This window comes from Lysinibacillus xylanilyticus, from assembly GCF_001708185.1.
Classification (GTDB): Bacteria; Bacillota; Bacilli; order Bacillales_A; family Planococcaceae; genus Lysinibacillus; species Lysinibacillus xylanilyticus_A.
The window spans coordinates 78,213-105,033 of the sequence record NZ_MDDN01000005.1 but is presented as its reverse complement, the minus strand read 5'-3'; the positions used below and the strand labels follow the sequence as shown (position 1 = coordinate 105,033).

Annotated in this window: 29 protein-coding genes and 1 other annotated feature; of the genes, 24 read left to right on the top strand and 5 right to left on the bottom strand. The window is 38.4% G+C overall.

The window, feature by feature from the left end:
* Positions 1-166 precede the first annotated feature (166 nt).
* Positions 167-1,360, top strand: a complete 1,194-nt coding sequence (locus BFJ97_RS12430) for a GTP-binding protein (protein ID WP_068984977.1) — start codon at positions 167-169, stop codon at positions 1,358-1,360.
* A 24-nt stretch (positions 1,361-1,384) separates the two neighbouring features.
* Here the strand turns inward: BFJ97_RS12430 and BFJ97_RS12425 are convergent, their stop codons facing one another.
* Positions 1,385-1,927, bottom strand: a complete 543-nt coding sequence (locus tag BFJ97_RS12425; protein WP_068984976.1) for an isoprenylcysteine carboxyl methyltransferase family protein — start codon at positions 1,925-1,927, stop codon at positions 1,385-1,387.
* Between the two features lies 1 nt (position 1,928).
* A complete protein-coding gene (locus tag BFJ97_RS12420) occupies positions 1,929-3,011 on the bottom strand; it encodes a type III polyketide synthase (protein ID WP_068984975.1) in 1,083 nt (360 codons plus the stop codon).
* Positions 3,012-3,382: 371 nt separating this feature from the next.
* Here BFJ97_RS12420 and rsgA point away from each other — a divergent pair, with 371 nt between their 5' ends.
* From rsgA to metG, 4 genes are all read left to right on the top strand, one after another.
* Positions 3,383-4,459, top strand: a complete 1,077-nt coding sequence (rsgA, locus tag BFJ97_RS12415) for a ribosome small subunit-dependent GTPase A (protein WP_068984974.1) — start codon at positions 3,383-3,385, stop codon at positions 4,457-4,459.
* Between the two features lie 163 nt (positions 4,460-4,622).
* Complete coding sequence (gene fosM, locus BFJ97_RS12410) at positions 4,623-5,048, top strand: FosM family fosfomycin resistance protein (RefSeq protein ID WP_068984973.1); 426 nt, start codon at positions 4,623-4,625, stop codon at positions 5,046-5,048.
* A 54-nt stretch (positions 5,049-5,102) separates the two neighbouring features.
* Positions 5,103-5,750: an HAD hydrolase-like protein gene (locus tag BFJ97_RS12405; protein ID WP_068984972.1), complete on the top strand. Its 648-nt coding sequence runs from the start codon at positions 5,103-5,105 to the stop codon at positions 5,748-5,750.
* A gap of 717 nt (positions 5,751-6,467) precedes the next feature.
* A complete protein-coding gene (metG, locus tag BFJ97_RS12400) occupies positions 6,468-8,102 on the top strand; it encodes a methionine--tRNA ligase (RefSeq protein WP_068984971.1) in 1,635 nt (544 codons plus the stop codon).
* Positions 8,103-8,194: 92 nt separating this feature from the next.
* On the opposite strand, the gene BFJ97_RS12395 is transcribed toward metG, so the two are convergent.
* A complete protein-coding gene (locus BFJ97_RS12395) occupies positions 8,195-9,766 on the bottom strand; it encodes a 2-isopropylmalate synthase (RefSeq protein ID WP_068984970.1) in 1,572 nt (523 codons plus the stop codon).
* Between the two features lie 127 nt (positions 9,767-9,893).
* Positions 9,894-10,131 (bottom strand) — a binding site (T-box leader).
* A gap of 218 nt (positions 10,132-10,349) precedes the next feature.
* Here BFJ97_RS12395 and BFJ97_RS12390 point away from each other — a divergent pair.
* Both BFJ97_RS12390 and BFJ97_RS12385 read left to right on the top strand, forming a co-directional pair.
* Positions 10,350-10,796: a hypothetical protein gene (locus BFJ97_RS12390; protein WP_068984969.1), complete on the top strand. Its 447-nt coding sequence runs from the start codon at positions 10,350-10,352 to the stop codon at positions 10,794-10,796.
* Between the two features lie 84 nt (positions 10,797-10,880).
* A complete protein-coding gene (locus BFJ97_RS12385; RefSeq protein ID WP_068984968.1) occupies positions 10,881-11,630 on the top strand; it encodes an HAD-IIB family hydrolase in 750 nt (249 codons plus the stop codon).
* 357 nt (positions 11,631-11,987) lie between these two features.
* Here the strand turns inward: BFJ97_RS12385 and BFJ97_RS12380 are convergent, their stop codons facing one another.
* Positions 11,988-13,682: a methyl-accepting chemotaxis protein gene (locus tag BFJ97_RS12380; protein ID WP_068984967.1), complete on the bottom strand. Its 1,695-nt coding sequence runs from the start codon at positions 13,680-13,682 to the stop codon at positions 11,988-11,990.
* 314 nt (positions 13,683-13,996) lie between these two features.
* Between BFJ97_RS12380 and BFJ97_RS12375 the strand changes: the two genes are divergently transcribed.
* The 5 genes from BFJ97_RS12375 (at position 13,997) to BFJ97_RS12355 (ending at position 17,282) form a co-directional block, all read left to right on the top strand.
* A complete protein-coding gene (locus BFJ97_RS12375) occupies positions 13,997-14,491 on the top strand; it encodes a DUF1648 domain-containing protein (RefSeq protein ID WP_068984966.1) in 495 nt (164 codons plus the stop codon).
* Between the two features lie 105 nt (positions 14,492-14,596).
* The gene (locus tag BFJ97_RS12370; protein WP_068984965.1) at positions 14,597-15,253 is read left to right on the top strand and encodes a YdeI/OmpD-associated family protein; all 657 of its coding nucleotides are present in this window, start codon (positions 14,597-14,599) and stop codon (positions 15,251-15,253) included.
* 144 nt (positions 15,254-15,397) lie between these two features.
* Positions 15,398-15,835: a DUF1801 domain-containing protein gene (locus BFJ97_RS12365; protein WP_068984964.1), complete on the top strand. Its 438-nt coding sequence runs from the start codon at positions 15,398-15,400 to the stop codon at positions 15,833-15,835.
* Positions 15,832-16,209, top strand: coding sequence for a VOC family protein (locus tag BFJ97_RS12360; protein ID WP_068984963.1), 378 nt, complete (start codon positions 15,832-15,834; stop codon positions 16,207-16,209). The genes BFJ97_RS12365 and BFJ97_RS12360 overlap by 4 nt, the downstream gene beginning before the upstream one ends.
* A gap of 92 nt (positions 16,210-16,301) precedes the next feature.
* Complete coding sequence (locus tag BFJ97_RS12355) at positions 16,302-17,282, top strand: GNAT family N-acetyltransferase (protein ID WP_068984962.1); 981 nt, start codon at positions 16,302-16,304, stop codon at positions 17,280-17,282.
* 40 nt (positions 17,283-17,322) lie between these two features.
* On the opposite strand, the gene BFJ97_RS12350 is transcribed toward BFJ97_RS12355, so the two are convergent.
* Positions 17,323-17,760, bottom strand: a complete 438-nt coding sequence (locus tag BFJ97_RS12350; RefSeq protein ID WP_068984961.1) for an Rrf2 family transcriptional regulator — start codon at positions 17,758-17,760, stop codon at positions 17,323-17,325.
* Between the two features lie 190 nt (positions 17,761-17,950).
* Between BFJ97_RS12350 and hmpA the strand changes: the two genes are divergently transcribed.
* The 12 genes from hmpA (at position 17,951) to BFJ97_RS12290 (ending at position 26,804) form a co-directional block, all read left to right on the top strand.
* Positions 17,951-19,117, top strand: coding sequence for an NO-inducible flavohemoprotein (gene hmpA, locus BFJ97_RS12345; RefSeq protein WP_068984960.1), 1,167 nt, complete (start codon positions 17,951-17,953; stop codon positions 19,115-19,117).
* Between the two features lie 265 nt (positions 19,118-19,382).
* On the top strand, positions 19,383-19,643 hold the full coding sequence (locus BFJ97_RS12340) for a metal-sensitive transcriptional regulator (RefSeq protein ID WP_068984959.1): 261 nt from the start codon (positions 19,383-19,385) through the stop codon (positions 19,641-19,643).
* A gap of 94 nt (positions 19,644-19,737) precedes the next feature.
* Complete coding sequence (locus tag BFJ97_RS12335; protein WP_375200830.1) at positions 19,738-20,028, top strand: rhodanese-like domain-containing protein; 291 nt, start codon at positions 19,738-19,740, stop codon at positions 20,026-20,028.
* A gap of 12 nt (positions 20,029-20,040) precedes the next feature.
* Complete coding sequence (locus BFJ97_RS12330; protein WP_068984957.1) at positions 20,041-20,337, top strand: rhodanese-like domain-containing protein; 297 nt, start codon at positions 20,041-20,043, stop codon at positions 20,335-20,337.
* Between the two features lie 71 nt (positions 20,338-20,408).
* Positions 20,409-20,963, top strand: a complete 555-nt coding sequence (locus BFJ97_RS12325) for a sulfurtransferase TusA family protein (RefSeq protein WP_068984956.1) — start codon at positions 20,409-20,411, stop codon at positions 20,961-20,963.
* Between the two features lie 13 nt (positions 20,964-20,976).
* Entirely contained in the window at positions 20,977-21,372 is a 396-nt protein-coding gene (locus tag BFJ97_RS12320; protein WP_068984955.1) for a DsrE/DsrF/DrsH-like family protein, read from the top strand.
* A gap of 74 nt (positions 21,373-21,446) precedes the next feature.
* A complete protein-coding gene (locus BFJ97_RS12315; RefSeq protein WP_068984954.1) occupies positions 21,447-22,574 on the top strand; it encodes an MBL fold metallo-hydrolase in 1,128 nt (375 codons plus the stop codon).
* 90 nt (positions 22,575-22,664) lie between these two features.
* The gene (locus BFJ97_RS12310; RefSeq protein ID WP_068984953.1) at positions 22,665-22,892 is read left to right on the top strand and encodes a sulfurtransferase TusA family protein; all 228 of its coding nucleotides are present in this window, start codon (positions 22,665-22,667) and stop codon (positions 22,890-22,892) included.
* A gap of 95 nt (positions 22,893-22,987) precedes the next feature.
* On the top strand, positions 22,988-23,764 hold the full coding sequence (locus BFJ97_RS12305) for a sulfite exporter TauE/SafE family protein (RefSeq protein WP_068984952.1): 777 nt from the start codon (positions 22,988-22,990) through the stop codon (positions 23,762-23,764).
* Positions 23,765-23,778: 14 nt separating this feature from the next.
* Complete coding sequence (locus BFJ97_RS12300) at positions 23,779-24,483, top strand: DsbA family oxidoreductase (protein WP_068984951.1); 705 nt, start codon at positions 23,779-23,781, stop codon at positions 24,481-24,483.
* A gap of 233 nt (positions 24,484-24,716) precedes the next feature.
* Positions 24,717-25,667, top strand: coding sequence for a c-type cytochrome (locus tag BFJ97_RS12295; protein ID WP_068984950.1), 951 nt, complete (start codon positions 24,717-24,719; stop codon positions 25,665-25,667).
* A 255-nt stretch (positions 25,668-25,922) separates the two neighbouring features.
* Positions 25,923-26,804, top strand: a complete 882-nt coding sequence (locus tag BFJ97_RS12290) for a M23 family metallopeptidase (RefSeq protein WP_254660164.1) — start codon at positions 25,923-25,925, stop codon at positions 26,802-26,804.
* Positions 26,805-26,821 lie beyond the last annotated feature (17 nt).

The window sequence follows — 26,821 nt, the reverse complement described above, 5'->3', positions numbered from 1 at the left end:
AATAGTAATCATTACGCTTTATACATTATTATTTTTAATGAAATATGTCAATAAGGTAATTTCACTAAATTATGTCGAGGCATAATTGATCGTTGCATTATGTTGGAATATGTGTTTTAATTACAAACTATAAATAGTAATGATTACGATTTGAGGAGTTGTAAAAATGGTAAAAAAAATTCCTGTTACAGTTTTAAGTGGTTATTTAGGTTCTGGTAAAACAACGATGATGAATCATGTTCTACAAAATGAAAAGGATATGCGTGTGGCTGTAATCGTCAATGATATGAGTGACATTAATATTGATGCAGAGCTAATCGCAAATGGAAGCGGCATTTCACGAACAGAGGAAAAATTTGTGGAATTATCGAATGGTTGTATTTGCTGCACGTTGCGTGAGGATTTGTTGCAGGAAGTGGAACGTCTCGCCAAGCTTGGTACTATTGATTACATTTTAATTGAATCGACAGGGATTAGTGAGCCAATACCCGTTGCCCAAACGTTTAGCTATTTAGACGAGGAGCTTGGTATTGATTTAACAAAGTTTTGCCAGCTTGATACGATGGTGACTGTTGTCGATGCGAATCGTTTTTGGCACGATTTCCAATCAGGTGAAAGTCTTTTAGAGCGTAAGGAGGCAGTAGGTGAATTAGATGAGCGGGATGTTGCCGACTTACTCATCGACCAAATTGAGTTTTGTGATGTCCTTATATTAAACAAATGTGATTTAGTATCAGTGGACGAGCTTGAAAGATTAGAGCGTATTTTGCGCGCTTTACAACCTGAAGCTAGGCTAATTCGTACAGTTAATGGTGTCATAGAGCCAACTGAAATTTTAAATACTGGGCGCTTTGACTTTGAAAGGGTATCTGAATCTGCTGGTTGGCTAAAGGAATTAGAGCTAGGTCATGAAAATCATACACCAGAAACAGAGGAGTACGGTATTTCTTCTTTCACCTATAAGCGTAGTAGACCATTTCATCCAATGCGTTTTGTAGAATGGTGTGATCATATGCCAGAATCGATTGTTAGAGCAAAGGGGATTATTTGGAGTGCGAAACATCAAGATGTTGCATTATTACTATCACAGGCAGGCTCGTCGGCAAAAATAGAACCCGTTTCTTATTGGGTAGCCGCTTTGCCAAAGGAACAGCAGCAAGATGTTTTCTTGCAGAGCCCTGAGGTACTAGAAGATTGGGATGAAAAATTCGGAGATCGGATGACCCAGCTTGTGCTCATTGGGATTAATCTAGAGAAAGAATCGATTATAAAAGAATTGGACAGATGTTTATTAACGGAAGATGAGTTTAAGAAACCGTGGGAGAGTTTACAAGATCCATTCAATTGGGAATGGCATTAACGAAAAAAACAAAGAAGATTTCGGCTAGGATTCCGAAATCTTCTTTTGAAATACATGATTATAGTTCGTAGCATCACGCAACGCTTTTTCCTCAATTGGAATGCGTACTGATAATATTGTCATATTTAAAAGTGTAAAGCAAAATGCCGTAAAATATGCTTGAAACATTAAAGGTAGAAGAAGAATTTCCAAACAAACAACTGCGTAATTTGGGTGGCGCATAAATGTATAAGGCCCTTTCTTTACCACCTCTGCGTTAGGTAGAATCAATATTTTGGTGTTCCAAAAAGTTCCTAGTGATCGAATACACCAAATACGCAATGCTTGCACGATCACAAACAAAAAGAACAATAACGGAAATAAGGGCGATAAACCAGTGTCATTAGTAATTACTTCAACAATTAAAAAGAGGAAAAAACTAATGTGCATCGTAACCATATATGGATAATGAGAGGCACCCACTTCATAGGCACCTTGTGAAAGCATCCATTTTTCATTGCGTTTTGCAATTGAAACTTCTGTCAATCTTTGTAGAATGACGAGAAATAAAATAATGTAGAAAATCATGCTACTCCCTCCATTTAAGTAATATAGCTTCAGCACAGAAGCCAGGGCCGAGAGCGACTAGCAGGCCAGTATCTTCCACCTGTCCTTCATTTAACATAAATTGCTCCAATACATATAGCACCGTAGGAGATGACATATTTCCGTGAAATTTCAATATTTCCCGAGAAATATCAGTTTTTTTGGAAGCTAGGTACAAAGTATCCTCATAAGCCTTTAACACTTTTTTACCGCCAGGATGTGCAATGAAATGGTTAAGCTGTTCACTGTATAGCTCATGTTCCAATAAAAATTGTTCAATGAATGGCCCGAACCATTTGGTGATGATGGCAGGGATACTTTTCTGAAAAACGACATGTAGACCATTATTTTTAATATTCCACCCCATCACATTTTCGGAATCAGGCATCCATTTAGATCCAGTCCCGATAATAGCAGGTACTGATTTTTTTACTGTAATTTCCGCCTCATCTCCACAGACAAGTATGCATGCGGCTCCATCTGCAAAAAGAGAGGCACCGATTAAATTACTTTTTGAAAAATCATTGGGCTGAAAGGTTAGACTACAAAGCTCGACACAAACGACTAGAACTTTTGCTTCTGGATGGGCACGACAAAAATCATAGGCTCTACTAATGCCGGCCGCACCACCAGCGCAACCAAGTCCCCAGAGTGGAATACGTTTAAGTCTGTCTGAAAAAGGAAGTTTATTCATAACTCGGGCATCAATACTTGGAGTTGAAATGCCGGTGCTACTCACGAAAATAATGGCATCAATATCTTTAGGAGAAATTGGTGTTTCTAAAAACGCTTCATTTTGTAAACAGGCTTGAATGACCTCAACACTATATTGTGTAGCTAGCTCAATATATAAATTGTTACGTTCCTCAAAGGAATGATCCGTACGATGCCATTCTGGCGGCACACAAAAATGACGTGTTTCAATACCACCATTCTCAAAAACTTTTAAATAGCGCTCTAATTTAGGGATTTTTGCATGAAACAGCTCCTTCGTTAGCCCCTCCGCGTTTGTCTGTTGTAATGTGTATGGTGGTTGGTATGTACTGATAGAAGTGATTTTTGACAATTCAACATCTCCTTCGCAAATAGTGGTCTAGTTTATTGTATGCAATGGAGGAGGGGATACATGCTTGTAAGATTGTAATTGACATTTTAGGAAAATTCCGATATATTAAAAACAACTAATATCGGAAGTAGGTGATGTGACATGATGAATAGATCCGTTTTTAACGAACTGCAATTCGGTTTGTTCAATTTCACACGCCTAAAATATATAAATTAACCACGCAGTGTATTTAAATCACAATGGTGGTGATTTGTATATTCTCTTAAATGTGCCTGTGAATCTTGTAACTGCCGAATTGCGCAGAGACAAGGTTTTTTTATGTTTTTTATCAATTGATGACAAATGATATGCACATTTAGGAGGAAAACAAATTGAATTTAACAACTTTAGGATTTTCAACATATTTTGAAGAGCAAATGACTGGATTTAAACAGGAGGCTAAGTTAGCGAATTGTGTGCCGGCAAGGGTAACTTTAGAGCATAAGCATTCCTATCGTGTACTCGCTGAAGAAGGAGAGTGGCTAGCGACGATTGCTGGACATTACGCGTATACATCATTGGCACGTGAGGATTTCCCAGCAGTGGGAGATTGGGTGCTAGTTGAGAAAATGCCAGGTGAGGAAAAGGCGATTATTCATAAATTATTTACACGAAAATCAGTCTTCTCCCGCAAGGTCGCAGGGCTGGAAATACAAGAGCAGATTGTAGCGTCAAATGTTGATATTGTGCTGTTAGTTATGAGCTTAAATGCAGACTTTAATATTCGTCGTTTAGAACGCTATTTAGTAGCTGCTTGGGATTCTGGTGCAAAGCCGGTTGTTGTATTGACGAAGGCCGATTTATGTGAAGATATTTCTAGTATGATACGTGAGGTTGAGTCTGTAGCGTTCGGCGTGGATGTTTTTGTCACTAGCGCTTTGTCGGGTGAGGGCTTAGCAGATATTCGCGCGCTATTTACAGAAGGCGTGACAGGTGCTTTGCTCGGCTCTTCTGGTGCAGGGAAATCCACATTGACAAATGCTCTAAGTGGTGAGGACTTTATGAAGGTTGCGGGTATTCGTGAAGATGATGCAAAGGGGCGCCACACAACAACACATCGTGAGTTAGTTGTATTGCCGAGTGGGGGCTGTTTAATCGATACACCTGGAATGCGAGAGCTACAATTATGGGATCAGGGTGATAGTTTATCCTCTAGCTTTAAGGATATCGAGGAACTTTCGGCAGCCTGTCATTATCGGGATTGCACACATCAAAAGGAGCCACATTGTGCTGTACAGCAAGCGATTACAGATGGTGTGCTGGAACAATCGCGTCTCCAAAGCTATTTTAAGCTACAGAAAGAGCTTGCCTTTATTGAACGAAAAACAAATGCGCAGGCAAAACTAACTGAGCAACGCAAATGGAAGCAAATCTCGAAAGGCTTAAAGAAAGGTAAAAAATCAAAATAAATGACTCTTGATCTAAGAACGAGCGAGTTATCAGCGATATTGAAGGTTTTATCAGCGCAGATAGTAATTTATCAGCGGTGGGATAGGATTTATCATCGATTTTAAACAGTTTATCAGCGATAATCACACTTCTATCAGCGATTTCAAAGTTAGGGGCACAGGCATGACAATCCAAAACATTAACCATTTATTATTTTCGGTGTCAAATCTAGAGGAATCCATTGCATTCTATGAAAAAGTTTTTGACGCAAAGTTATTGGTGAAGGGGAGCAGTACAGCCTATTTTGATGTAAATGGGCTGTGGCTTGCTCTTAATGTAGAAAAGGATATTCCACGCGATGAAATACATCAATCCTATACTCATATCGCATTTTCTATCCATGAGGATGATTTTGACAAAATGTATGAAAAGCTAATCCAACATAATGTCAACGTTCTAGAAGGTAGACAAAGAGATGTAAGAGATAAAAAGTCGATTTATTTCACAGATCCAGACGGTCATAAATTCGAATTCCATACAGGGACTTTACAGGATCGATTGGATTACTATAAGAAGGAAAAAACGCATATGGAGTTTTTTGATGCCTAATAGTTGAAACACTCCTTCTAATAAATACGTTGATACTATAGAAGGGGTGTTTTTATGAAAAAAGCGATTATTTTTGATATGGATGGTACTTTATTTCAAACAAATCTAATATTAGAGCCTGCGCTATCAGCAACATTCGATGTATTGCGTGCAAAGGGCTTGTGGCAGGGAGATACACCGCTAGAGAAGTACCGAGAAATTATGGGTGTTCCATTACCTGTTGTGTGGGAAACGTTATGTCCTATGCATACGTTAGAGACACGTGAAGAGAGCAATGCATTATTCCATGTTAAGCTGATTGAACAAATACGTAATCACCAGGGCGCACTGTATCCAAATGCAGAGCAAACACTTGAGGCTTTGGCAGAAAACTTTCATTTATTCATAGCAAGTAATGGACAAACTGAGTATTTACAAGCGATAGTAGAAACTTATCAATTACAGCGTTTTATTAAAGGTACATATAGCATTCAGTCTATTTCGAGTGGCCATAAATCTGATTTGGCCAAAAAGGTCATCGAGGAAAATGCTATTCAAAGTGGAGCAGTTGTAGGGGATCGTTCCTCTGATATTCAGGCAGCTCATGACAATCAGTTACTCTCAGTTGGAGTACGTTTCGACTTTGCACAAGAAACGGAATTAGAAAAAGCAGACATCGTCATAAATAATTTAAATGAGTTACTCTATTTAAAACTAGGATAAAATTTTATCGACTACATTTTCTATTTTACCGCCCAACTTTTTCATTTTATCGAGAACTATGAATAGTTTATCGAACGTTTTCAGTCATTTATCGACATTCATTGCAATTCATAAGGGAAAATAGTAAAATGATACCAATCTATAGTGAAAGCGTTGATAAGGAAAAGTAAATTGGGTAAGCGTTAAATAGAGAGCCTCTGTTGGTGGAAATGAGGTAAATGACCCCTTTTGAAAATGACCTTTGAGCTTCGTACCGAAAGCAAGTTTGTGAGTAGATTACGACGAGATGGGCACTCGTTACAACAGCGGTAGTATCTCTCACTTCTTCCAGCAGGTGTCTAAACATCCGCTGGAAGAAGTTCAAGCCTCCGGCGGATGTCACGGAATCGGAAAGGAGTTCTTAGGGGATGTTAGCCTAAGATCATCGCATCCATGCGATAACGGCTAACTGACCTGCATCGTGCAGGCCTAAGCACAAAGCCGATTCCGGACGCAATTATGCCGAGGCATAATTGATTAAATAAAATGAGACGCACTGATGGAGGCAAATAGTGTGAGCTATTTGTAAATATAGGTGGTAACACGGGTATACTCGTCCTAATCAATTTTGATTAGGGCGTTTTTTTATACACTTTTTTAGGTATGTTGATTAGATAAAAATGGTTAATCAACACACCTTACACTTTTTTATAATTTTTTCGAGGGGAGCAAGTTAGGATGACGATTGTTATTGGAGGAGCATGGCCATATGCAAATGGTTCCTTGCATTTAGGGCATGTTGCCGCATTATTACCAGGTGATATTTTGGCTAGATATTACCGACAAAAGGGCGAGAAGGTTTTATATGTTTCAGGTAGTGACTGTAATGGTACCCCGATTTCGATTCGGGCTGCACAGGAAAACACGACAACGGAGGCTATTGCTAATCATTATCATGAGGAGTTTACGCAATGCTTTAATGATTTAGGATTTACGTATGATTTGTATACGAGAACAGACGCTAAGCACCATCATGAATCTGTTCAGACAATTTTTTTACAACTACTAGCAAACAATTTTTTATATAAAAAGAAAATTGAACAAGCCTATTGTGAAACGGATAATCAGTTTTTACCGGACCGATTTGTAGAGGGGGTATGTCCAAACTGTGGTGCGAAGGCACGAGGTGACCAATGTGATCATTGCGCTACAATTTTAGATCCGCTCGATTTAATTGATAAACGCTGCAAAATTTGTGGGAATGAGCCAATAATCAAGGAGACAGAGCATTTTTATTTTGCATTTAGTCAGTTTCAAGAGAAGCTCGAAACTTATTTAGCAGAAGCAAAGGCAGAGAAACGTTGGCGAGACAACGCTATAGGTTTAACGGAGCGTTACTTAGCAGAAGGGGTTCCAGACCGTGCTGTAACGAGGGATTTGCCAAATGGAATAGATGTACCAGTACCAGGCTTTGAAGGTAAAAAAATATATGTGTGGATTGAAGCAGTAGCAGGTTACTTCACAGCAAGTATCGAATGGGCAAAGCAACATCAAATAGCTATTGAAGATTTATGGAATGAAGAAACGATTTCGTATTATGTGCATGGGAAGGATAATATCCCGTTCCATACCGTTATTTGGCCGGCCATTCTAATGGGAATCGGAGCAAAGGCTTTACCTTCACATATTGTATCCAATGAATATTTAACATTAGAAAAACGAAAATTATCGACGAGCCAAAACTGGGCGGTATGGGTGCCGTATATTTTAAGTCGTTATGATGCAGATTCTATTCGTTATTTTTTAACCATGAACGCACCTGAAAACCGTGATACTGATTTTTCTTGGCGAGAATTTATTTATAGTCATAACGGTGAGTTACTTGGCGCTTATGGTAATTTTGTTAATCGTACATTGAAGTTTTTAGAGAAATCATTCGATAGTAAAGTTCCTCATGCAGAGGTAGATGGTACTATTCAAAAGCACACGACTCAGCTGTTTCATGATGTTGGGGCACATATTGAAGCGGGTCATTTTAAACAATCTTTAGAGGCTATTTTTGAATATATTCGTGCAGCTAATCGCTATTTTGACGAGCAACAGCCATGGCTACAGGTGAAGGACAATGTGGAAGCTGGGAATCAGACACTTGCAACATGTGTTTATATAATTGCTAATCTAGGTCAGCTACTCCATCCATTCTTACCGTTTTCAGCTGAGAAAGTGAGAAAAATGTTAGGCATGGATGAAGTGAAGTGGCGTGAGCAAGTAGAATTGCCAGAAAGCATTAGTGAAGTGACACCACTGTTTGAACGTCTTAATGTTGAATTGATTGAAGAGGAGTATCAAAAGTTAGTGGAAGGCAGTCGATAGGAAAAATACGAAAGCAGTATGACTCAATAATGTCATACTGCTTTTAACTTCTTTCCGAAGGTAATTATGCCGAGGTATAATTGATCTATTATTTAGTTCATAACAGGCGTTAATTTAGCAACCACAATGCTATTGATGGCATTAATATAAGCTAGCGCACTGGCTTTTAAAATATCTGTATCTGCAGCTTTTGCGATATACTTTTCGCCTTCGTGCTCGATTGTAATTTTTACTTTACCAAGCGCTTCTTTACCACGAGAAACACTATTGATATTATATTCCACAAGTTTTACATCAATGTTTGTAATTTCTGCGATAGCTGAATAAAGGGCGTCAATTGGACCTGAGCCAACTGCACTTGCTTTATATACCTCGTCACCTTTACGAACTTTTACACTGGCTGAAGGGAAGCTCGCGTTGCTGACGACTTGTAAATCATCGAAATTAAAGAATTGATCGCTATAATGAGTGGCATTCGCATTGTTTGCGTCATGTTTTTCATAGTAGCTTTCCACAATAACGTATAAATCGTGATCGTAAACTTCTTTCTTCGCATCCGCAAGCTTCAGGAAGCCTTCGAAGATCCCTTCAAATTCATCGGTCGACAGGTTTGAGAAGCCAAGTTTTTCAAGGGCATTTTTCACTGCGTGACGCCCCGAGCGAGCTGTAAGAACCAGCTCCATATCGTCAAGACCTACATCTTCTGGATGAACAATTTCATAAGCATCACGTGATTTAAGAAGACCGTCCTGATGGATACCAGATGAATGTGCAAAGGCATTATCTCCAGTAATGGCTTTGTTTACTTGCACGTCTAGACCCATAAAGCTAGAAACAAGACGTGATGTATTCATAATCTCTCTTGTGTTGATACGTGTCTCAGCATTGTACACAGAGCTACGTGTTTTTAGCGCCATTACAACTTCTTCTAAGGCCGCATTACCTGCACGTTCGCCAATGCCGTTAATTGTACATTCTACTTTGTCAGCGCCATTTTTAATTGCAGCAAGTGTGTTAGCAGTTGCCATACCAAGATCGTTATGACAATGAACACTTAGTAAAACACTATCGTTTAAATTTTTCATGCGATCATTTAGTTTACAAATCATGGCCCCGAATTCTTCTGGCTCTGCAAAGCCGACTGTGTCAGGTACATTAATCATTGTTGCACCAGCCTTCATAACGGCTTCAATCGTTTTCCAAAGATACTCGAAATCTGAACGAGATGCGTCTTCTGTTGAATATTGGACTTGCGGTAGAAGCGTTTTTGCATACTTTACGGCATCCACGCCAATTTGTAGAATTTGATCTTTGGACTTGCTAAATTTTTTCTCAACATGAATATCAGAAGTACCAAGTACCATATGAATCATAGGATTTTCAGCGTATTTTACAGCGTTATAAACAGCATCAATATCTGACTTTACAGCACGTGCTAAAGCAGTAATCATTATGTCGCTTGTATTACCAACTCTTTGTGCAACAGCTTTGACTGCATCAAAATCACCTTGTGATGAAGCAGGGAAACCGGCTTCGATAATATCGACGCCTAATTTTTTGAGTTGCTGTGCTATCTCTACCTTTTCGTATAAATTCAGTTTTGCACCTGGCACTTGCTCGCCATCACGTAAAGTTGTATCAAACACCCAAATTTTTCTTCCCATTTTCAAACACTCCTTTTGTAGTAGTTGTTATTATATTGATCATGTCTCAGCCTTGCGCAATAGAGACGAAATCTACACCTAGGCCAATGGATTTTTACAAAAATAAAAAAACCCGTCTCTATAAAAATATAGAGACGAGTTTATGCTCGCGGTACCACTCTAATTGACCCTCTCTTTACAGAGAAAGTCCCCTTATCGACAGCCATTACTGTCTATCCCGTTAACGGAGGAAACCGACATCCCTTACTTAAGGTTCGGGGAGTAGCTCATGGACGAGTTCAAAATGTGTGTCTATCGGTTTGCACCAACCACCGACTCTCTACAAGTACACTTGCATTTCTACTATTTCCAATCTTGGCCTACAATGTGTTGTTGAAAGCAATATTACTTGGATATCGCGTGAATGTCAATAATATTCTAAAAATTATTTTTTTTCTGTCTTGTCGTAATGGGGCAACAATTTGTTATAAAGTTAATCATTTGATAGTAATAAAAAACCCCCTTATTTATGACTTATCTCCGGAATTTGGGGATGGTGTTGTTAAATCGTATGCCATGTATATAGGTTGATTGGAGTGGAGACTTGGCGACTCCTTGGGGATCAGCGAATAGAGGAACGAAGGCTAAAAACATCACGTCCTGTGATAACGCCTTCGTGACCAACATCCTTTTGGCCCAAGCGGCTCATCGGACGCCCCCAGGAAGCTCTGCTCTGCGCGAAAGCGAAGCGACAGCAACAAGGTTTTATCTGTGCGAAAGCGAAGCGACAGCAACAAGGTTTTATCTGTGCGAAAGCGAAGCGACAGCAACAAGGTTTTATCTGTGCGAAAGCGAAGCGACAGCAACAATGTTTTATCTGCGCGAAAGCGAAGCGACAGCAACAAGGTTTTATCTGTGCGAAAGCGAAGCGACAGCAACAAGGTTTTATCTGTGCGAAAGCGAAGCGACAGCAACAAGGTTTTATCTGTGCGAAAGCGAAGCGACAGCAACAAAGCGCCCAGCCGGAACGGAAATCAATCCCACGTTATGATAATAATCGATATTTTTCGCAATAAATGTAAAAATTTATGAGATAATATTTAGGTAATTAACAGTTTAGAAAGAAGGTGTGACTATGAAATTTGTATTTGATTTAGACGGTACGATTTGTTTTAAGGGACAACCATTAAGTGAGGGAATTACTAGTACTCTAGAAGCTTGTATAGAGAATGGGCATGAAATCATCTTTGCATCAGCTCGTCCAATTCGTGATTTATTGCCGGTATTACCTGAAACAATGCGTCAATTTCCAATGGTCGGGGGAAATGGGGCATTTGTTGCACGAAATGGCGAAACACTTGAGGTAACAGCATTTGAGGCAGAAATAGTAGAAGCGATTCAAAACATTATTTCAGCATACCAACTGCCGTATTTAGTAGATGGTGATTGGGATTATGCATATACAGGTAGTGAGGCACATCCAATTTATCAAAATTTAGATCCGTTAAAGCTTGCAAGAAAAGTAGCGTTACAGGACCTTAAGGATATAGTGAAAATTGTATTATTTCCTGGAGAGCATCTAAATGAACTATTAGTAGAGTTAAAGATGTTACCAATCTCGATATATGAACATACATCAGAAAATATTGTAGATATGAGCCCAAATGGCATAGATAAATGGAATGGTTTAACGAAGCTAGGTATTGCTGAACGTGATTTCATTGCATTTGGTAATGACGCGAATGATGCGTCTATGTTTGTAAAGGCCAAAGAAAGTGTTTGTGTAGGTGAGCATAAAGTGCGTGAGCTTGCGTCCTTACAAGTATCAAGTGAGGAAGCAGCAGTAATTGAAATGCTACAAACGTTAAGTGAAAAGTACAAATAAGCGGCTTTTCCTAAGCGGATTCCTTGGCACCTGAACAGTTGATGGGCGCATCTTCCCGTAGTATCTCAATGGTGTATCAAGTTGGTTTCGTAATTGAGCATGAAATGACATAAGAAGTAGATAAAAATAATATAGAAGGGAGAGGCATCATATTTCCTCTCCCTTTTTAGAGAAAAAACAAGATAGATTAATCAAGTTTCTTAGAGTTCATTTGAATTATCAAATTATGCTTGAATACCTGAAAAAATGGATTTTAACAGTTTTGAAATTAATGCTATTATTTCGTTAATAAATTTAGGTTAAGGTCGTTAATGTTAAGCTTTGCTGAAAGGGGAGTTTCACTTACTCTTATCATTTTTACTCCACCTTAAAACGTGAAACCTGTGTTTGTAATTCTTCGGCCATGTTTGATAATGTAGCAGCAGAAGCGGCAACTTCTTCAATAGTTGCTAGTTGTTCTTCAGAAGCAGAAGCTACATTTTGTAGATTTGAAGAGGACGTTTGTGCAATGATTGCAATTTCATCGAAGGATGCATAAATTTGCTCAGCACTTGATGACATTTCTTCAGAAACTGTCGTTGCCTCTTGAATTTGATTGGATACTTGTGCGATCAGGTCAACGATTTTTGAAAAGCCTTCTTCAGCCACGTTTACAACTTGCATACCTATTTGAACCTCTTGTGTTCCATTATCCATTACGGTAACTGCACGATTTGTCTCTCGTTGTATTTCTGAAATCAGACTGGCAATTTGTTCAGCAGATTGCTTGGATTGATCCGCTAATTTCTTTACTTCTTCGGCAACTACAGCAAAGCCACGACCGTGTTCCCCTGCGCGAGCTGCTTCAATTGCAGCATTCAGTGCTAGTAAATTTGTTTGCTCCGCGATATCCGTAATGAGGCCAATAATATTTCCGATTTCAACGGAATGATTTCCTAAATTTTTCACAACGCTAGCAGATTCTAAAACTGCTGAATTAATTGTGTCCATCTGTGCAATCACACGGTGTAGTGATTCATTCCCTTTGTAAGCTTCTGTATTTGTTTCTATAGCCAGTTCAGAAACGGCAGCTGTGGTTGTAGCTAATTGTTGAATGCCTTTTGTCATATTTTTCATAGCCTCTGAGCTCTCAGTAGCATTTTTGCCTTGAGCTTCGGAGCCACTTGCAACTTCTTGTATGGAGGAAGTAATTTGTTCTGTTGCTTGGATTGTTTGCTCGGCACTTGCGGTTAACTCAGCAGCAGAGCCACTTACCTGCACGGTGTTATGACGTACATTTGTAATAAGATCCTTTAAATTTAGCGCCATTTGATTAAAGGCAAGCGCTAAATCACCCACTTCATCTCGATTTTTTATGTGAATTTGTTCAGCTGTTAAATCGCCCTCAGCAATCTTTTTAGCAGTCTTTGCCATACCTTTAATAGGGCGGGAAATAAGTCTTCCTATGACAATAGCAATGATCAGACTAAGGACAACAGCAAACACGCCAAGAATAATCATTTGGGATTTAATGGCTTCTATCTCTTTTGATGTAGCAGCGATATTCCCTGCTATATATTCTTCTTGATAGTCGGCAAGGTTTTCTACGCGTTCGTCAAATTGTTTAATAATAAGGCGGCCTTGTGTGCTATCCAGTTTTTCATATTTCTCTGTTTCTCCGGCAGCCCTTAATGAAAACATGCGATCTGCGAACCGTTGGACATCTTGCTCACTTTTATGGATAGCCTCTAATAATTCAATAGATTTTTTAGAATCGAATGATGCCATTAATTCATCATATTTCTTTTTAAATTCTTCACGTGACTCTGTATTACTTTGAAGATTGTGTTTATCCCCAAGTAATAGATAACCCCTCATACTTACAATTTCTTGTTTAGCAATCACTTGTAGTTCTTGAATACTAAGAGATTTAGTTGTTTGTTCTTCGAGTAACAAACGATACGTCTCGTTTACGGAATTAAGTTGTTTGATATTTAATCCGATTGTGCCGACCAACACTAAAATAACAATAAAAAAAGCGAGTATTAATTTCTTATAGATTGTAAATCGCATAGTTGTAGTTCCCTTTCTCAGTAATTTAGTAGAAATGTTACAAAAATTTGAAATATGTATATATACCATTTATATCAGATTATATGAATTTTACAAAGTATTATGAGTATTTTCACATTGATCAATAGTATTAAAAAAGGAAGTAAGTTGTAGTTAGAATAATAAAAAAAGCAGAATAAATTGCCGTTTTGCTGTTAGTGGAAGCGGATAATTACCGATAAAACATTTTTAATTATGACAATTTTCGTAAATTTGAAACTTGATAAGCGATAGCAACGCAGAATGAATAAAGAAGTAAGCGGGGGTGTGGGAAGATGTATAGACCTATTTTAAAATTACCAAAAACAAAATATGAAAAGATATGGGACTGTATTGGTGGCGGGTTATTTGTGCTATCCATTTTTTATATTTTTGTCATGTGGGGCAAATTACCTAAAGAGATTCCAGGTCATTTTAATGGTGCAGGAGAAGTTGATCGTTGGGGCTCAAAAATAGAATTATTCATACTTCCGTTTATCGGAATTTTTCTATGGATTTTCCTAGGTTTACTCGAAAAAGCCCCGCATATGCATAATTACCCAGCGCGCTTAAACGAAAGAAATGTAGAGGCATTTTATTTGAATAGCCGCAAAATGTTAAACGAATTAAAAAACTTCTGCCTAATTTTATTTGCAGCTATATCATTCCAAATGGTGCGTATTTCTCTAGGAGAGGCAGCGTCTCTAGGGTGGTGGTTCCTACCAATAGTGCTGATTGGAACAGCTATTCCGATTATTAAAGGAATAGTGGCCACTATAAAAATAAAGTAAATCTCAAACGCTCGAGAAAATGTTCGAGCGTTTTTTGGTGCGAAAATTTCACTAAATCAGCTATACTATCAAAACCAAGAGGAAAATTAGAAGAGGGCCAAAGCTATGCAAAAGAAATTTAAACTTAAGGATGGATTATCCATTGCAATTCATCATCAGCCACAGGATTTGATACTAGAGGGGGTTTCTCAATCAGGGGAAATGCCATATGATCGTATTATTGCTTTTGTGTTTAATATTGACGAAATGGTAACGTACTTACAAAATGCATTAGAGTTAAACACGCTCACAGAACAGGGCTATTTATTTTTTGTTTATCCGAAAAAGGGAAATAAGAAATATGAACAGTTTATCCATCGGGATGAGATTTTCCCGGCTATTCAAGTGGACGATGAAAAATATATTGTAGGCAGTGATTATAAATTTGCAAGTCTTATGTCGTTAGATGAGACGTTCTCTATATTGAGCATCAAGAAAGATGGCAAGGGGCGAGGTAAGAAAAAAACCGCCAGTAGTCAGTGCGTAAGTGACTATGAAAGTATGGTTCCTCCATTGCGTAATTCACTTGCAGAACATCCAGATGATTTAGCATTTTACGATGGATTAACACCAGGCTATCAAAAGGACTGGGCTCGTTATATTTATAGTGCGAAAAAGGAAGAAACACAGGTAGCACGCTTGGGGGAAATGCGTGAAATTATAAGATTAGGCTACAAAACAAAGAAATTGTATCGTAAGGCAAAAGCAGAGGGTAAGGCGTAAATGACGAATGGTCTTTAGGATGTTTGAGGTGACCTATTGACGATGCTAAATTCAATGTAAATTGGTCATCCTATCATTTAATTTATCGCGTAGTGTGAAGGTTCATCAGGTAGCACTAATACTATGTTGAAGAGAGGGCAGAGTATGAAAAACACATATATTGAACAAGTAGATGAAAAATGGCGAGAGAGTTTTGCCAAACTTGTGGATGTGGTCGAAAGTAACTTACCAGAAGGTTTTGAAGAAAGTATGAATTATGACATGATCAGCTACGTTGTCCCTTTATCAACGTATCCGAAGGGTTATCATTGCACACCGAATACTCCGTTACCCTTTATAAGCCTAGCTACACAAAAACGTCATATTGCGGTTTATCATATGGGTATTTATTCAGATCCAGCGTTGCTCTCTTGGTTCCAAGAGGAATATGCGAAACGAGTACCAACAAAGCTCAATATGGGGAAAAGTTGTATTCGTTTTACAAGCACTAAAACTATTCCGTATGAATTAATTGGAGAGCTTGTTTCAAAAATGACACCAGCACAATGGATTTCAAAATACGAGGGAGAGATTAATAAATGAAAAGTGCCACTACATTTTTAATGTTTCAGGGACAAGCCGATGAGGCTATTCAGCAGTATCAACAGTGGTTTTCTGATTTACAGATAGAAAGCTTAACTTATATGGAAAACTCACAACAGGTTGCAATGGCTGTTCTTCATTTAAAAGGTTTGAAAATTATGGTCAATGATAGTGTGATAAAGCATAACTTTACATTTACGCCGTCAACATCTATTTATGTGGAATGTGAGTCTGCTGAAGAAATCGGCAGTCTTGTAGCTCAAGTTTTAGAAGGTGGACAGGCGTTAATGCCACTTGATAATTATGGATTTTCTAAGCAATTTGCCTGGGTTCAGGATCGCTTCGGTGTGTCCTGGCAGCTAACGTATAATTGAACTGAATAATAACTTAACTTCATATGCCGGTAGAGGATGATACAAAAAATCCGATGCAATAAGGCGAAATTACGGTAAAAGGAGAATAGAATATGACAGTAACTTTAGTAAGACACGATATAAAATATGCTGAAGCAATGCATGCGTTGTCTTCCATGCCACAGGTTCGAGATGCACTAGGGTTACCTGTTGGCAAAGTTGAAGATACGATTAACTTTATTAAACGTGAATGTGTGGACGAAGAGGCTGGAAAGACAGTCCCTCGTGTTGTTTTAGATGAAGAAGGACAACTTATTGGTGTGACGGCGTTAATGTTTATTGATCACAATAAAAAGAGTTGTCATATTGGTTCATGGCTTGGCTATGAATTTTGGGGAAAAGGCTACAATCTCCAATCTAAAATGGCCATTTTAGATATAGCATTTTTTGAGTTAGGGCTAGAGCGTGTTTTTGCAGGCGCTAGAATGGTCAATATTCGCTCGCAAAAGGCACAGGAGAAGTTGCCTTTTATTCAATTAGGAGTAGAAAAGGATTTTCCTGAGGAGCATTCATGGTTAGAGGTTAAAGAAAAGCAGCCGTGTGTTTTAAATGTTTTTGAGCGCGAAGATTTTGTTCGATATCGCACAGCCTTAAAGAAAGTGGAAGGTGTACGGGAAGACTATGTACCACAATTATTATTAGCTGATGAAAGTGAAGTCGCTGTTCGAGAATATTTAAATGATGGTGAATTATATGAGATTAAATGTGGCGAGCAGTTAGCGGGTGTAGCGTTACTTCTTGAACAGTCTGATACGACAGTTGAGTTAAAAAATATTGCGATTGTACCGAAGTATCAAGGTAAAGGGCTTGGGAAAGAAGCACTACGACATATAACAACAGTTTGTCGATCTCAGGGATATAAAACGATAATAGTTGGAACTGCAAATTCTAGTATTGATAATATTGCCTTCTATCAAAAAGCTGGTTTTCGTATGGAAGCAATTGAAAAAGATTTTTTCAGTAATTACCCAGAGCCAATCTATGAAAATGGAATTCGTGCACTAGATATGATTTTCTTTTCTAAGGCATTATAATAAAGAAATACCCGTCCAACTTTGAGTTGTGCGGGTATTTTTATTCGCCAAGCAACAGTGCCATCAACTTCTCTTTCGAATGTAAAAAATCATCAAGTGTATAGCGATCTAGGACGGCTAAATAGGCTTGTAGTGCTTCATATAATACGCCTTTTAGCTGACATTCTGGTGCAATTTTACATAGATTATTTTCTTTATCAAAGCATTCGACAAGATGAAAATCCTCTTCTGTATGACGTACTATTTCACCAATTGTGATAGTTGTTGGATCAATTGCTAGACGTATACCGCCACCGCGCCCACGAATCGTTTCAATATAGCCTAATAACCCAAGTTGGTGTGTCACCTTCATTAAGTGGTTTTTCGATATATTATAAGCATCCGAAATTTCTTGGATCGTTGATAATTGGCCTTCATCCTTCGCACCCAAATATATGAGTGTTCGAAGAGAATAATCTGTGTATAAAGTTAAGCGCATAAGAACACCCTACTTTCTATAGTTCAAAATAATTATAGCATTTTTACATTGAAGTATAATAAATTCAATACTTTTTTAAAGATGTATTTATAATACATCAATTATGTCTATTTTGTTAAAGATGTATTTTATATATTGCTTTAACGTGTTGATAGCGTTATATTGTAATCACGAAAGGGTGGTAAGCGATATGTTAAAACAAGAAACAGTTCAAATTATTAAAGCAACAGTTCCTGTATTAGAGGTTCATGGTGTAGAGATTACGAAGACGTTTTACAGAAATATGTTTCAAGCTCATCCGGAATTATTAAATATTTTTAACCATACAAACCAAGAAAAAGGTCGTCAGCAAACAGCGTTAGCAAACACAGTTTATGCTGCTGCAGTTCATATTGAAAATTTAGAAGCTATTTTACCGGCAGTTATGTTAATTGCTCATAAACACCGTAGTCTAGGTATTTTACCTGAGCACTATCCAATTGTTGGAGAAAACTTATTGAAAGCAATTAAAGAAGTGCTTGGTGATGCGGCAACAGACGACATCATTAATGCTTGGGCTGAAGCATATGGTGTCATTGCAGATATCTTTATTCAAGTAGAAGAAGAGCTCTATCAAAAAGCTGAGGGTAATGGTGGATGGCGTTTATTTAAACCATTGAAAGTGGCGAAAAAAGTAGTAGAAAGTGATCTTGTCACATCTATTTACTTTGAAAATGAAGATGGTTCTCCTCTACCAGCGTATGAGCCAGGTCAATACATCAGTATCCGTGTGAAAGTACCAGGCGAAGAGTATTTATTGAACCGTCAATATACACTTTCACAAGCGAGTGCAGAAGAGGGCTATCGCATTTCAGTGAAGCGTGAAAGCGATCATACACCAAATGGTAAAGTATCAAACTTTATTCACGACGTATTACAAGTTGGAGATTTAGTAGATGTAAGTGCTCCAGCAGGGCTATTTGTTTTAGAAGAAACTGCTGCTCCAATTACATTTGTTAGCGGTGGTATCGGTGTAACACCATTAAACAGTATGTTGCAATCATTGAAAGATGATGCGGCTAATGAAGTGAACTTTATCCAATGTGCGCGCAATGAAAAAGTAGTGGCATTTAGTGATGATATTCAAGGGAAAGTGAATGCACTACCAAATGCAACTTATACAGCGTTATATTCAGATGAAGATAAACTGATCACAACAGAATTATTAGCTGAAAAAGTAGCCAATAATACAGATGTTTACGTTTGTGGACCTGTTGGTTTTATGGAAGCAGTTATTAAAAAGTTACATGAAATTGGCGTGAAAGACGAAAAAATTCATTATGAATTCTTTGGTCCGGCAATGCAGCTAGCAAAATAATAATAATGGATTTCCCTGTTATGAGTAACGGCTCATGGCAGGGATTTTTTTTGTTGGGGATGTTGAGCGACGGATAGAAGTGGCAAGGTGACGGATAGAATCTTCAGAGCGGATAGAGGTAGCGGAGCGACAGATAGAACAAGAACTCTCCAGATCGTGCGCTTCAAAAAGTCCAAGCATTCACGTTGACAATATACCTAATGGGGTATATTATAAATCTCGTAAGCGAGTGCAATCAATCGTTTTGAAAGGGGGCGTGAACGGTATGGCTTACGGTATAAAAACAGCTAATCGAGTGAAGCGTATAGAAGGTCAACTGCGTGGTGTCTTACGCATGATGGAAGAAGAAGAAAACTGTAAAGATGTGATTACACAGCTATCTGCCGTGCGTTCTGCGGTTGATCGGACTATTGGAGTTATTGTTAGTGAAAATTTATTGGATTGTGTAACGACTGCTGAAGGGGATGCTGAAAAAATGAATGAAGTCATCCAGGAGGCAATGGATCTAGTCGTGAAAAGTAGATAAATTTTATATACCCTAAATAGTATAAGAGAGGAGGCGATACTACTTGGAAACATGGGTGATACTTGCTGTTGTAATAGCATTCTTCGTGTGGCGAATGAAGCCAACGAAAGGGGTAAAGACAATTTCAGCGGCACAATTGAAAAATATACTGAATGACAAGGATAAAGTTTTTATCGATGTACGCACACCGGCTGAATATAAGGGGCGAAACATCCCGCAATTCAAAAATATTCCTCTCGGTTCTAGCTTTGACAAATTACCAAAGGATAAAGAGATCATTGTCATCTGCCAAAGTGGCATGCGTAGTAGTCAGGCGTGTAAGCGATTGAAAAAACAGGGTTTTGAGCGTGTAACAAATGTCCGTGGTGGTATGAGCGCATATTAGGAGGAGAATAGTATGAAAGAGATTTCAGCAAAGGAAGTACAACAAGTTATAGAACAAGGTCGGGCATTAAATTTAATTGACGTACGTGAATTAGACGAAGTGGAGTCAGGACATATTCCGGGTATCATTCATGTTCCACTAGGCTTACTTGAATTTCGGATGCATGAGCTGAATAAAAATGAACCATATGTTATAGTCTGTCGATCTGGTGTTCGCAGTGGTAATGCTACTCGTTTTTTAGAAAGCCGAGGTTTTGATGTATCTAATATGGTAGGAGGTATGCTCGCTTGGGAAGGTGAAGTAAAGTAAGGGAATCAGTAGCGTTTGCTATATTTTTTTAGTAAAAATAATACCCATATAGGTATTAAGGGGCGGAAGTTATGAGTATTAAGGTGGATTTTCAGCTGGATGCCAAAGGTTTTTCTTGTCCGATGCCGATTGTTAAAACAAAGAAGATGATGGCTGAGTTAGTGGATGGTCAAATTCTAGAGGTGTTAGCAACAGATAAAGGTTCAAAGGCGGATCTTACTGCATGGGCTGAAACTGTGGGTCACCAATATATTGGGACAGTGGAAGAGGAAAATGTGCTTAAGCATTACATTCGTAAATGTTCAAATGACATGTTGGATGAAAAAACGTTTGAACACACAATTGAGTTAGAGCAAGTCACGAAAAGAGAAGGGTTAATTCTTGATGCGCGTGAGGAGGTAGAATTTGCTTTTGGTCATATTGAGGGAGCAAAGTCTATACCGATGGGGGAGCTGGAGGCACGCCTTTCTGAGCTAGATAAAGAGCAAGAGATTTATGTTATTTGTCGAACTGGGAAGCGCAGTGATTTAGCTGCACAAAGGCTCTCGGCACATGGCTTTGCGAGGGTATATAACGTTTTGCCAGGTATGACATCCTGGAAGGGTACTTTAATAAAAAACATTTAGGAGGAATTTTATTATGTCAAATAAAGTAGCGATAATTGCAAGTAACGGTGGTCTTTTCGATGCGTATAAGGTGTTTAATATTGCAACTGCGGCGGCAGCTTCAGAGAAAGAAGTGGCTATTTTCTTCACATTCGAAGGGTTGAATTTAATTCATAAACAAGGAATGTATGCATTGCCGATGCCTGCGGGGGCGGAGCATTATGCAGAAGGCTTTGCGAAAGCCAATGTACCAGCAATTTCGCAATTAGTAGAAATGGCACAGGAATTAGGCGTGAAATTTATCGCGTGTCAAATGACGATGGATGTAATGGGTTTAACGACAGAGGATTTTATTGATGGTATCGAAGTTGGGGGAGCGGTGACATTCTTGGAGTTTGCTAAAGATGCAGCACCATCATTAACATTCTAATTTAACTTCTTTTAGCGGGTATCCAAACACCCGCTAAAAAAATCAACAGAATAATACTGCAGGGGGTAAGTGAAGTGTCAGTTCTAAAATGGAGCGCAGCCCAAGTGGCGGAAAAGGTAATTAACAATGAAGAGTTAATTATTTTAGATGTTCGAAATGCAGATGCATTCGAAGATTGGAAAATTGATGGGCGTAAATTTGAGTATCTTAATATTCCGTATTTTGAGCTTTTAGATGGTGTCGAGGATATTTTACCGGAGATTCCAACGGATAAAGATGTGTTAGTCGTTTGTGCGAAAGAAGGTTCATCGATGATGGTAGCTGAGATGCTATCAGAAGCAGGACGTACAGTTGCTTATTTAGCAGGTGGAATGAAAACGTGGAGTGAATATTTAGAACCGATTAAAGTAGGGGATTTAACAGGTGGTGGTGAGCTTTATCAATTTGTTCGTTTAGGGAAGGGTTGTCTTTCTTATATGGTCATTTCTGGTGGCGAAGCGGCTATTATCGATGCTGTGCGTTTTACAGACGCATTCACAAGCTTTGCAGATGATAAAAACGTAAAAATTAAATATGTATTTGATACACATTTGCATGCGGATCATATATCTGGGGGACGCCATATCGCAGCTGCAACTGGTGCTACGTATTATTTACCGCCAAAAGATGCAGAAGAGGTTGTGTTTGACTATGCACCTTTAATTGATGGAACAACTGTCCAAATTGGCGCATCCCAAATTGATGTAGGAGCGATTTATTCACCTGGTCATACAATTGGTTCAACGTCATTCGTTGTGGACAACAAGTATTTATTAACCGGAGATATTTTATTTATTGATTCAATTGGACGCCCTGATTTAGCGGGTCTTGCTGAAAATTGGGTGGGTGATTTGCGCGAAACACTTTACAAGCGATATAGAGAATTATCGGATGAACTGATTGTTTTACCAGCTCATTTTATGATTATTGATGAATTAAATGGAGATGGGACTGTTGCAAAACGTCTCGGGCGATTATTTGCAGAAAATCACGGTTTAAATATTGAAGATGCAGTTAATTTCCGTAGCATTGTGACAGATCATTTGCCTCCGCAGCCAAATGCTTATCAAGAAATTCGTCAAGTAAATATGGGGAAGCTGACCCCTGCGCAAGATGAGCAAACAGAGATGGAAATTGGTCCGAATCGCTGTGCAGTTCGATAATATGCTATATCCTATTTTTGTAAAGTTGTGTGAAAACAATTAGAACTGGCAAAATGGTTTACAACCTTTGCTGTTCCAAAGGAGAAAAATATGAAATCAAACTTACATTTAGATGCAAAGGGCTTATCTTGTCCAATGCCTATAGTGAAAACAAAAAAAGCTATCGATACATTGGCTTCAGGTGAAATTTTAGAGGTTCAAGTAACAGATAAGGGATCTTTGGCGGATATTCCTGCTTGGGCAAAAGCTGGCGGTCATGCAATTTTAGATAAATGTGAAGAGGCTGGTGTCATTACATTCTTTATTCAAAAAGCTTAAGGCTAGTGAGGGTTGTTTCTTCGGTTTGAAGTTTAGAACACCCCTCCTTTCATTTGATATTGGTAGGGATGAGTGGCTAGAAAGAAGGAAAAAAGATGGATTTGGCATGGGTCATTACAATATTTTTGATTGGCTTTGTGGGTTCATATATATCGGGAATGCTAGGGATTGGCGGGGCGATTATAAAATATCCAATGTTATTATATATCCCGCCTTTATTTGGTTTTGCTACATTTTCGGCACATGAGGTATCAGGCATTAGTGCAGTAGAAGTATTTTTTGCTTCTATTGCTGGGGTATGGGCATATCGAAAAGGTGGCTATTTAAATAAATCACTGATTATTTATATGGGTGGTGCCATATTAGTAGGAAGCTTCGTTGGTAGTTATGGCTCCAAATTTTTATCAGAAGCGGGGGTTAACGTCGTTTATGGTGTGTTGGCATTGATTGCCGCGGTGATGATGTTTATTCCTAAGAAGCAAATTGACGACAAGCCGTTGGATGAAGTAACGTTCAATAAGCCAATAGCAGCTATATTAGCGTTTATTGTTGGTGTTGGGTCGGGGATTGTTGGGGCAGCTGGTGGCTTCTTGTTAGTACCTATAATGCTAGTGATATTAGGGATACCAACACGTATGACAATCGCTACAAGCCTTGCCATTACCTTAATATCCTCAATAGGTGGGACAATTGGAAAATTGATGACGGGTCAAGTTGATTACTATCCTGCATTCATTATGATTGTAGCTAGCTTAATAGCAGCCCCGTTAGGTGCAAAAGCAGGGAAAAAATTAAATACAAAAGTTTTACAAGGCAGTTTAGCGGTGCTTATTTTAGCAACGGCCATTAAAATTTGGATGGATATATTGTAGAGGGGTTGTAGAAAATGAAAATTGAGGTTTTCTCAGATTTTACATGTCCGTTTTGCTACATTGGCAAACGAGAATTGGAACGTGCCATTGACATAGCAGGTTATACAGGGCAAGTAGAAATTGAATACAAAGCATATCAAATTGGTTTAGATACGCCTAAGGAAAATGCGCCAGCTTTATATGAGAGTATGGCTGTAAAATATGATTCAACTTTAGAAGAAGTAAAGGAACTAACTAAGGGTATAGCAATGCGTGCTGAAGAGGTTGGGTTACATTACGATTTTCAAAATATGAAAACAGCGCATACTGAAAAAGCGCATCGATTGGCAAAGTGGACAAAGCAGTTTGACAAAGAGGGAGCCTATACAGAGGCACTTATGAGTGGCTATTTTACAGAAGGAAAAGACTTAAATGAGGATACATTTTTATTAACAGTCATAAAAGATTTAGACTTAGATGTTGAAATAGCGAAGAGTGTTCTTTCGTCAAAGGACTTCAGTGAAGATTTTGATAAGGATCGATATGATGCTCAACAGCTAGGTGTAGAAAGTGTACCGTTCTTTGTTTTTGAAAATCGTTACGGAATTAAAGGGGCGGAGCTGAATGAGGTTTTCGTACGAACTTTGCATCAAGCGGCAGAGATAGCGGGTATTCAGCCGGTCTTAAAGATGGTAGGCGACGGTGAAGCTACTTGTGCTGATGGTGAATGTAAATTATAAGGGAATTCTAAAATGCCGGGTACAATGCTGTGCTCGGCATTTTTGGAGGAATTTATACATACTGCGACAGGTATTAAGTTGTGTTTGTTGTGTTATATAACAATAATTACTACAAAATTTATCCATTTTTATCATCTGAATGGTTCTATTTGCACGAGGTGTGAGGAAAATCACATCGAAAAATATGCTATCTTGCTAAAATATAGGTGATTATACAAAGGGGGGTATTGTAGATGAAACCTATAGTAGCAGGAGTAGCGGGGACAGTATTATTAGCAGGTACACTTTTTGTCGGGGCAGTCATTAGTGATAAAATTTTAGGTGATGCTAACGGAGAAAGCAAAGAAGCCGCAGAACAGGCAAAAATACCAACAACAGCAGCTGCTCAGTCAGCTGTCTATGCACCGCCGAGTATTGAAGAAGTACCAGATGGACCTATGAAAGAAACGATATTAAATGGCTATGAGCTTGTCAATAATACACATGTAGCTGCAGATGAATATGTTGGGAATCAATTGTCTTGCACAAGCTGTCATGCAGGAGCAGGCATTGATGAGCAAGCTGCGTCATTAGTTGGGGTTACAGCGAATTATCCGCAATATATTGCACGATCAGGAGATGTTGTAACGATTGAAGAGCGTATTAATGGTTGTATGGTTCGTAGTATGAACGGTAAAAAATTTGACATGAACAGCGAAGAGTTAGAAGCTATGGTCTCATACTTCACCTATATTTCAGAAGGTGTACCTATTGGAGCGGAGCGTGAATGGGCAGGTACAAGTACTATGAAAAACGTTCCTATACCGGACGTAACGAACGGTGAAGAGTTATATGCCCAGTCTTGTATTACTTGCCATGCAGTTGATGGTTCAGGTACTGGTGCTAATACAGGTCCGGCATTATGGGGTGAAAATTCATTTAATGATGGAGCGGGTATGGCACGTATGTCAAAAATGGCTGGCTACATTAAAACCAATATGCCAATAGGAGCAGCTGGAACTTTGACAGATCAAGATGCTGCAGATTTAGCAGCCTATATTTTATCGCAGGATCGACCTGAATGGGCTAATCATGATAAAGATTGGCCAAACGGTGGACGTCCTAATGATATTATGAATAAAGAAAAACGGGAACAAGTTAAAAATGGCACAATAGATTGGGAGAAGGTCCTTTCAACAAATTAAAGGATGCTGTGAATTGACAGAATTTCTTACAAGCTATTTAGAAACGATGAGATAAATTACGTAACAAATTCGAAAAAATTATAAAACGTTCAATGCCTTTTACCTTTAGACAATTTTTGTTTAAAGGTATTTTTTATTATAGCTTTCTAAATTTACATCTCAGGTCGTATGGGCACTTTATCCTTAAATTGCTATATTTAGTAATGATGATTGTGGATTTTTGACATAGGGAGGAACGAGTTTATTTTAAAAAAATTGTTGCGGAAGTATGGTTATACAAATGGTGTGTTAATAGCGCTTATTTTATTATTATGGATCAGTGCATTTTTTATTGGTGATCTATTCGGTGTATATTCATGGACAATACTTAAATTAATTTTACCAGTAGTAGGAGCTATAGGATTGATGATTAATTTTGTCATGTTAATCATATTAATTGTTAAAAAGCAAAGAAGTGTTAAGTTGTTTATGAATATAGTGATAAACATCATATTCATCTTTCCAATTTTAATGACTATGAATATTATTCTTTGTGCTTATCCGAACACTATTGAACGTACTCAACCATCTATAACTGTAGGTTGGCCTTTAACTGAAGAAACTGTTGTTGGGTGGGGCGGTAATCATGTTAAAGATAATTTACCACATGCAGTATGGGCATCAGAGCGATGGGCCTATGATTTAGTAATGGAGCCTTATAACATTAACAGTGATAGCAATGAGGATTACGGGATATGGAATAAAGAAATTAATGCACCGGTTTCTGGAATTGTTGTCGCTGTTTCAAATGATGAAGTTGACATTACACCAGGGACAGAAGATTTTACGTCAATAGAAGGAAATTATGTGTACATAAAAATAAAAGAATCAGGCACTTATCTTTTACTTAATCACTTGAAAAAAGATAGCGTCACCGTTGAAGTGGGAGATACTGTAGAGCCAGGAGATGTCATTGGACGTGTTGGGAATAGCGGTTCATCCTCAGAGCCTCATTTACATATTCATCATCAAAGACAAGATCCTACTAAAGTTATTCACCCTGTCTTAGCAGAAGGACTGCCTCTATTTTTTGAAGAGATAGATGGCGATTTAATGCCGAAAAAAGGTGCAATGATAAAGCCGCAAATCGATAAATGATACAGTAAGTAACAAGA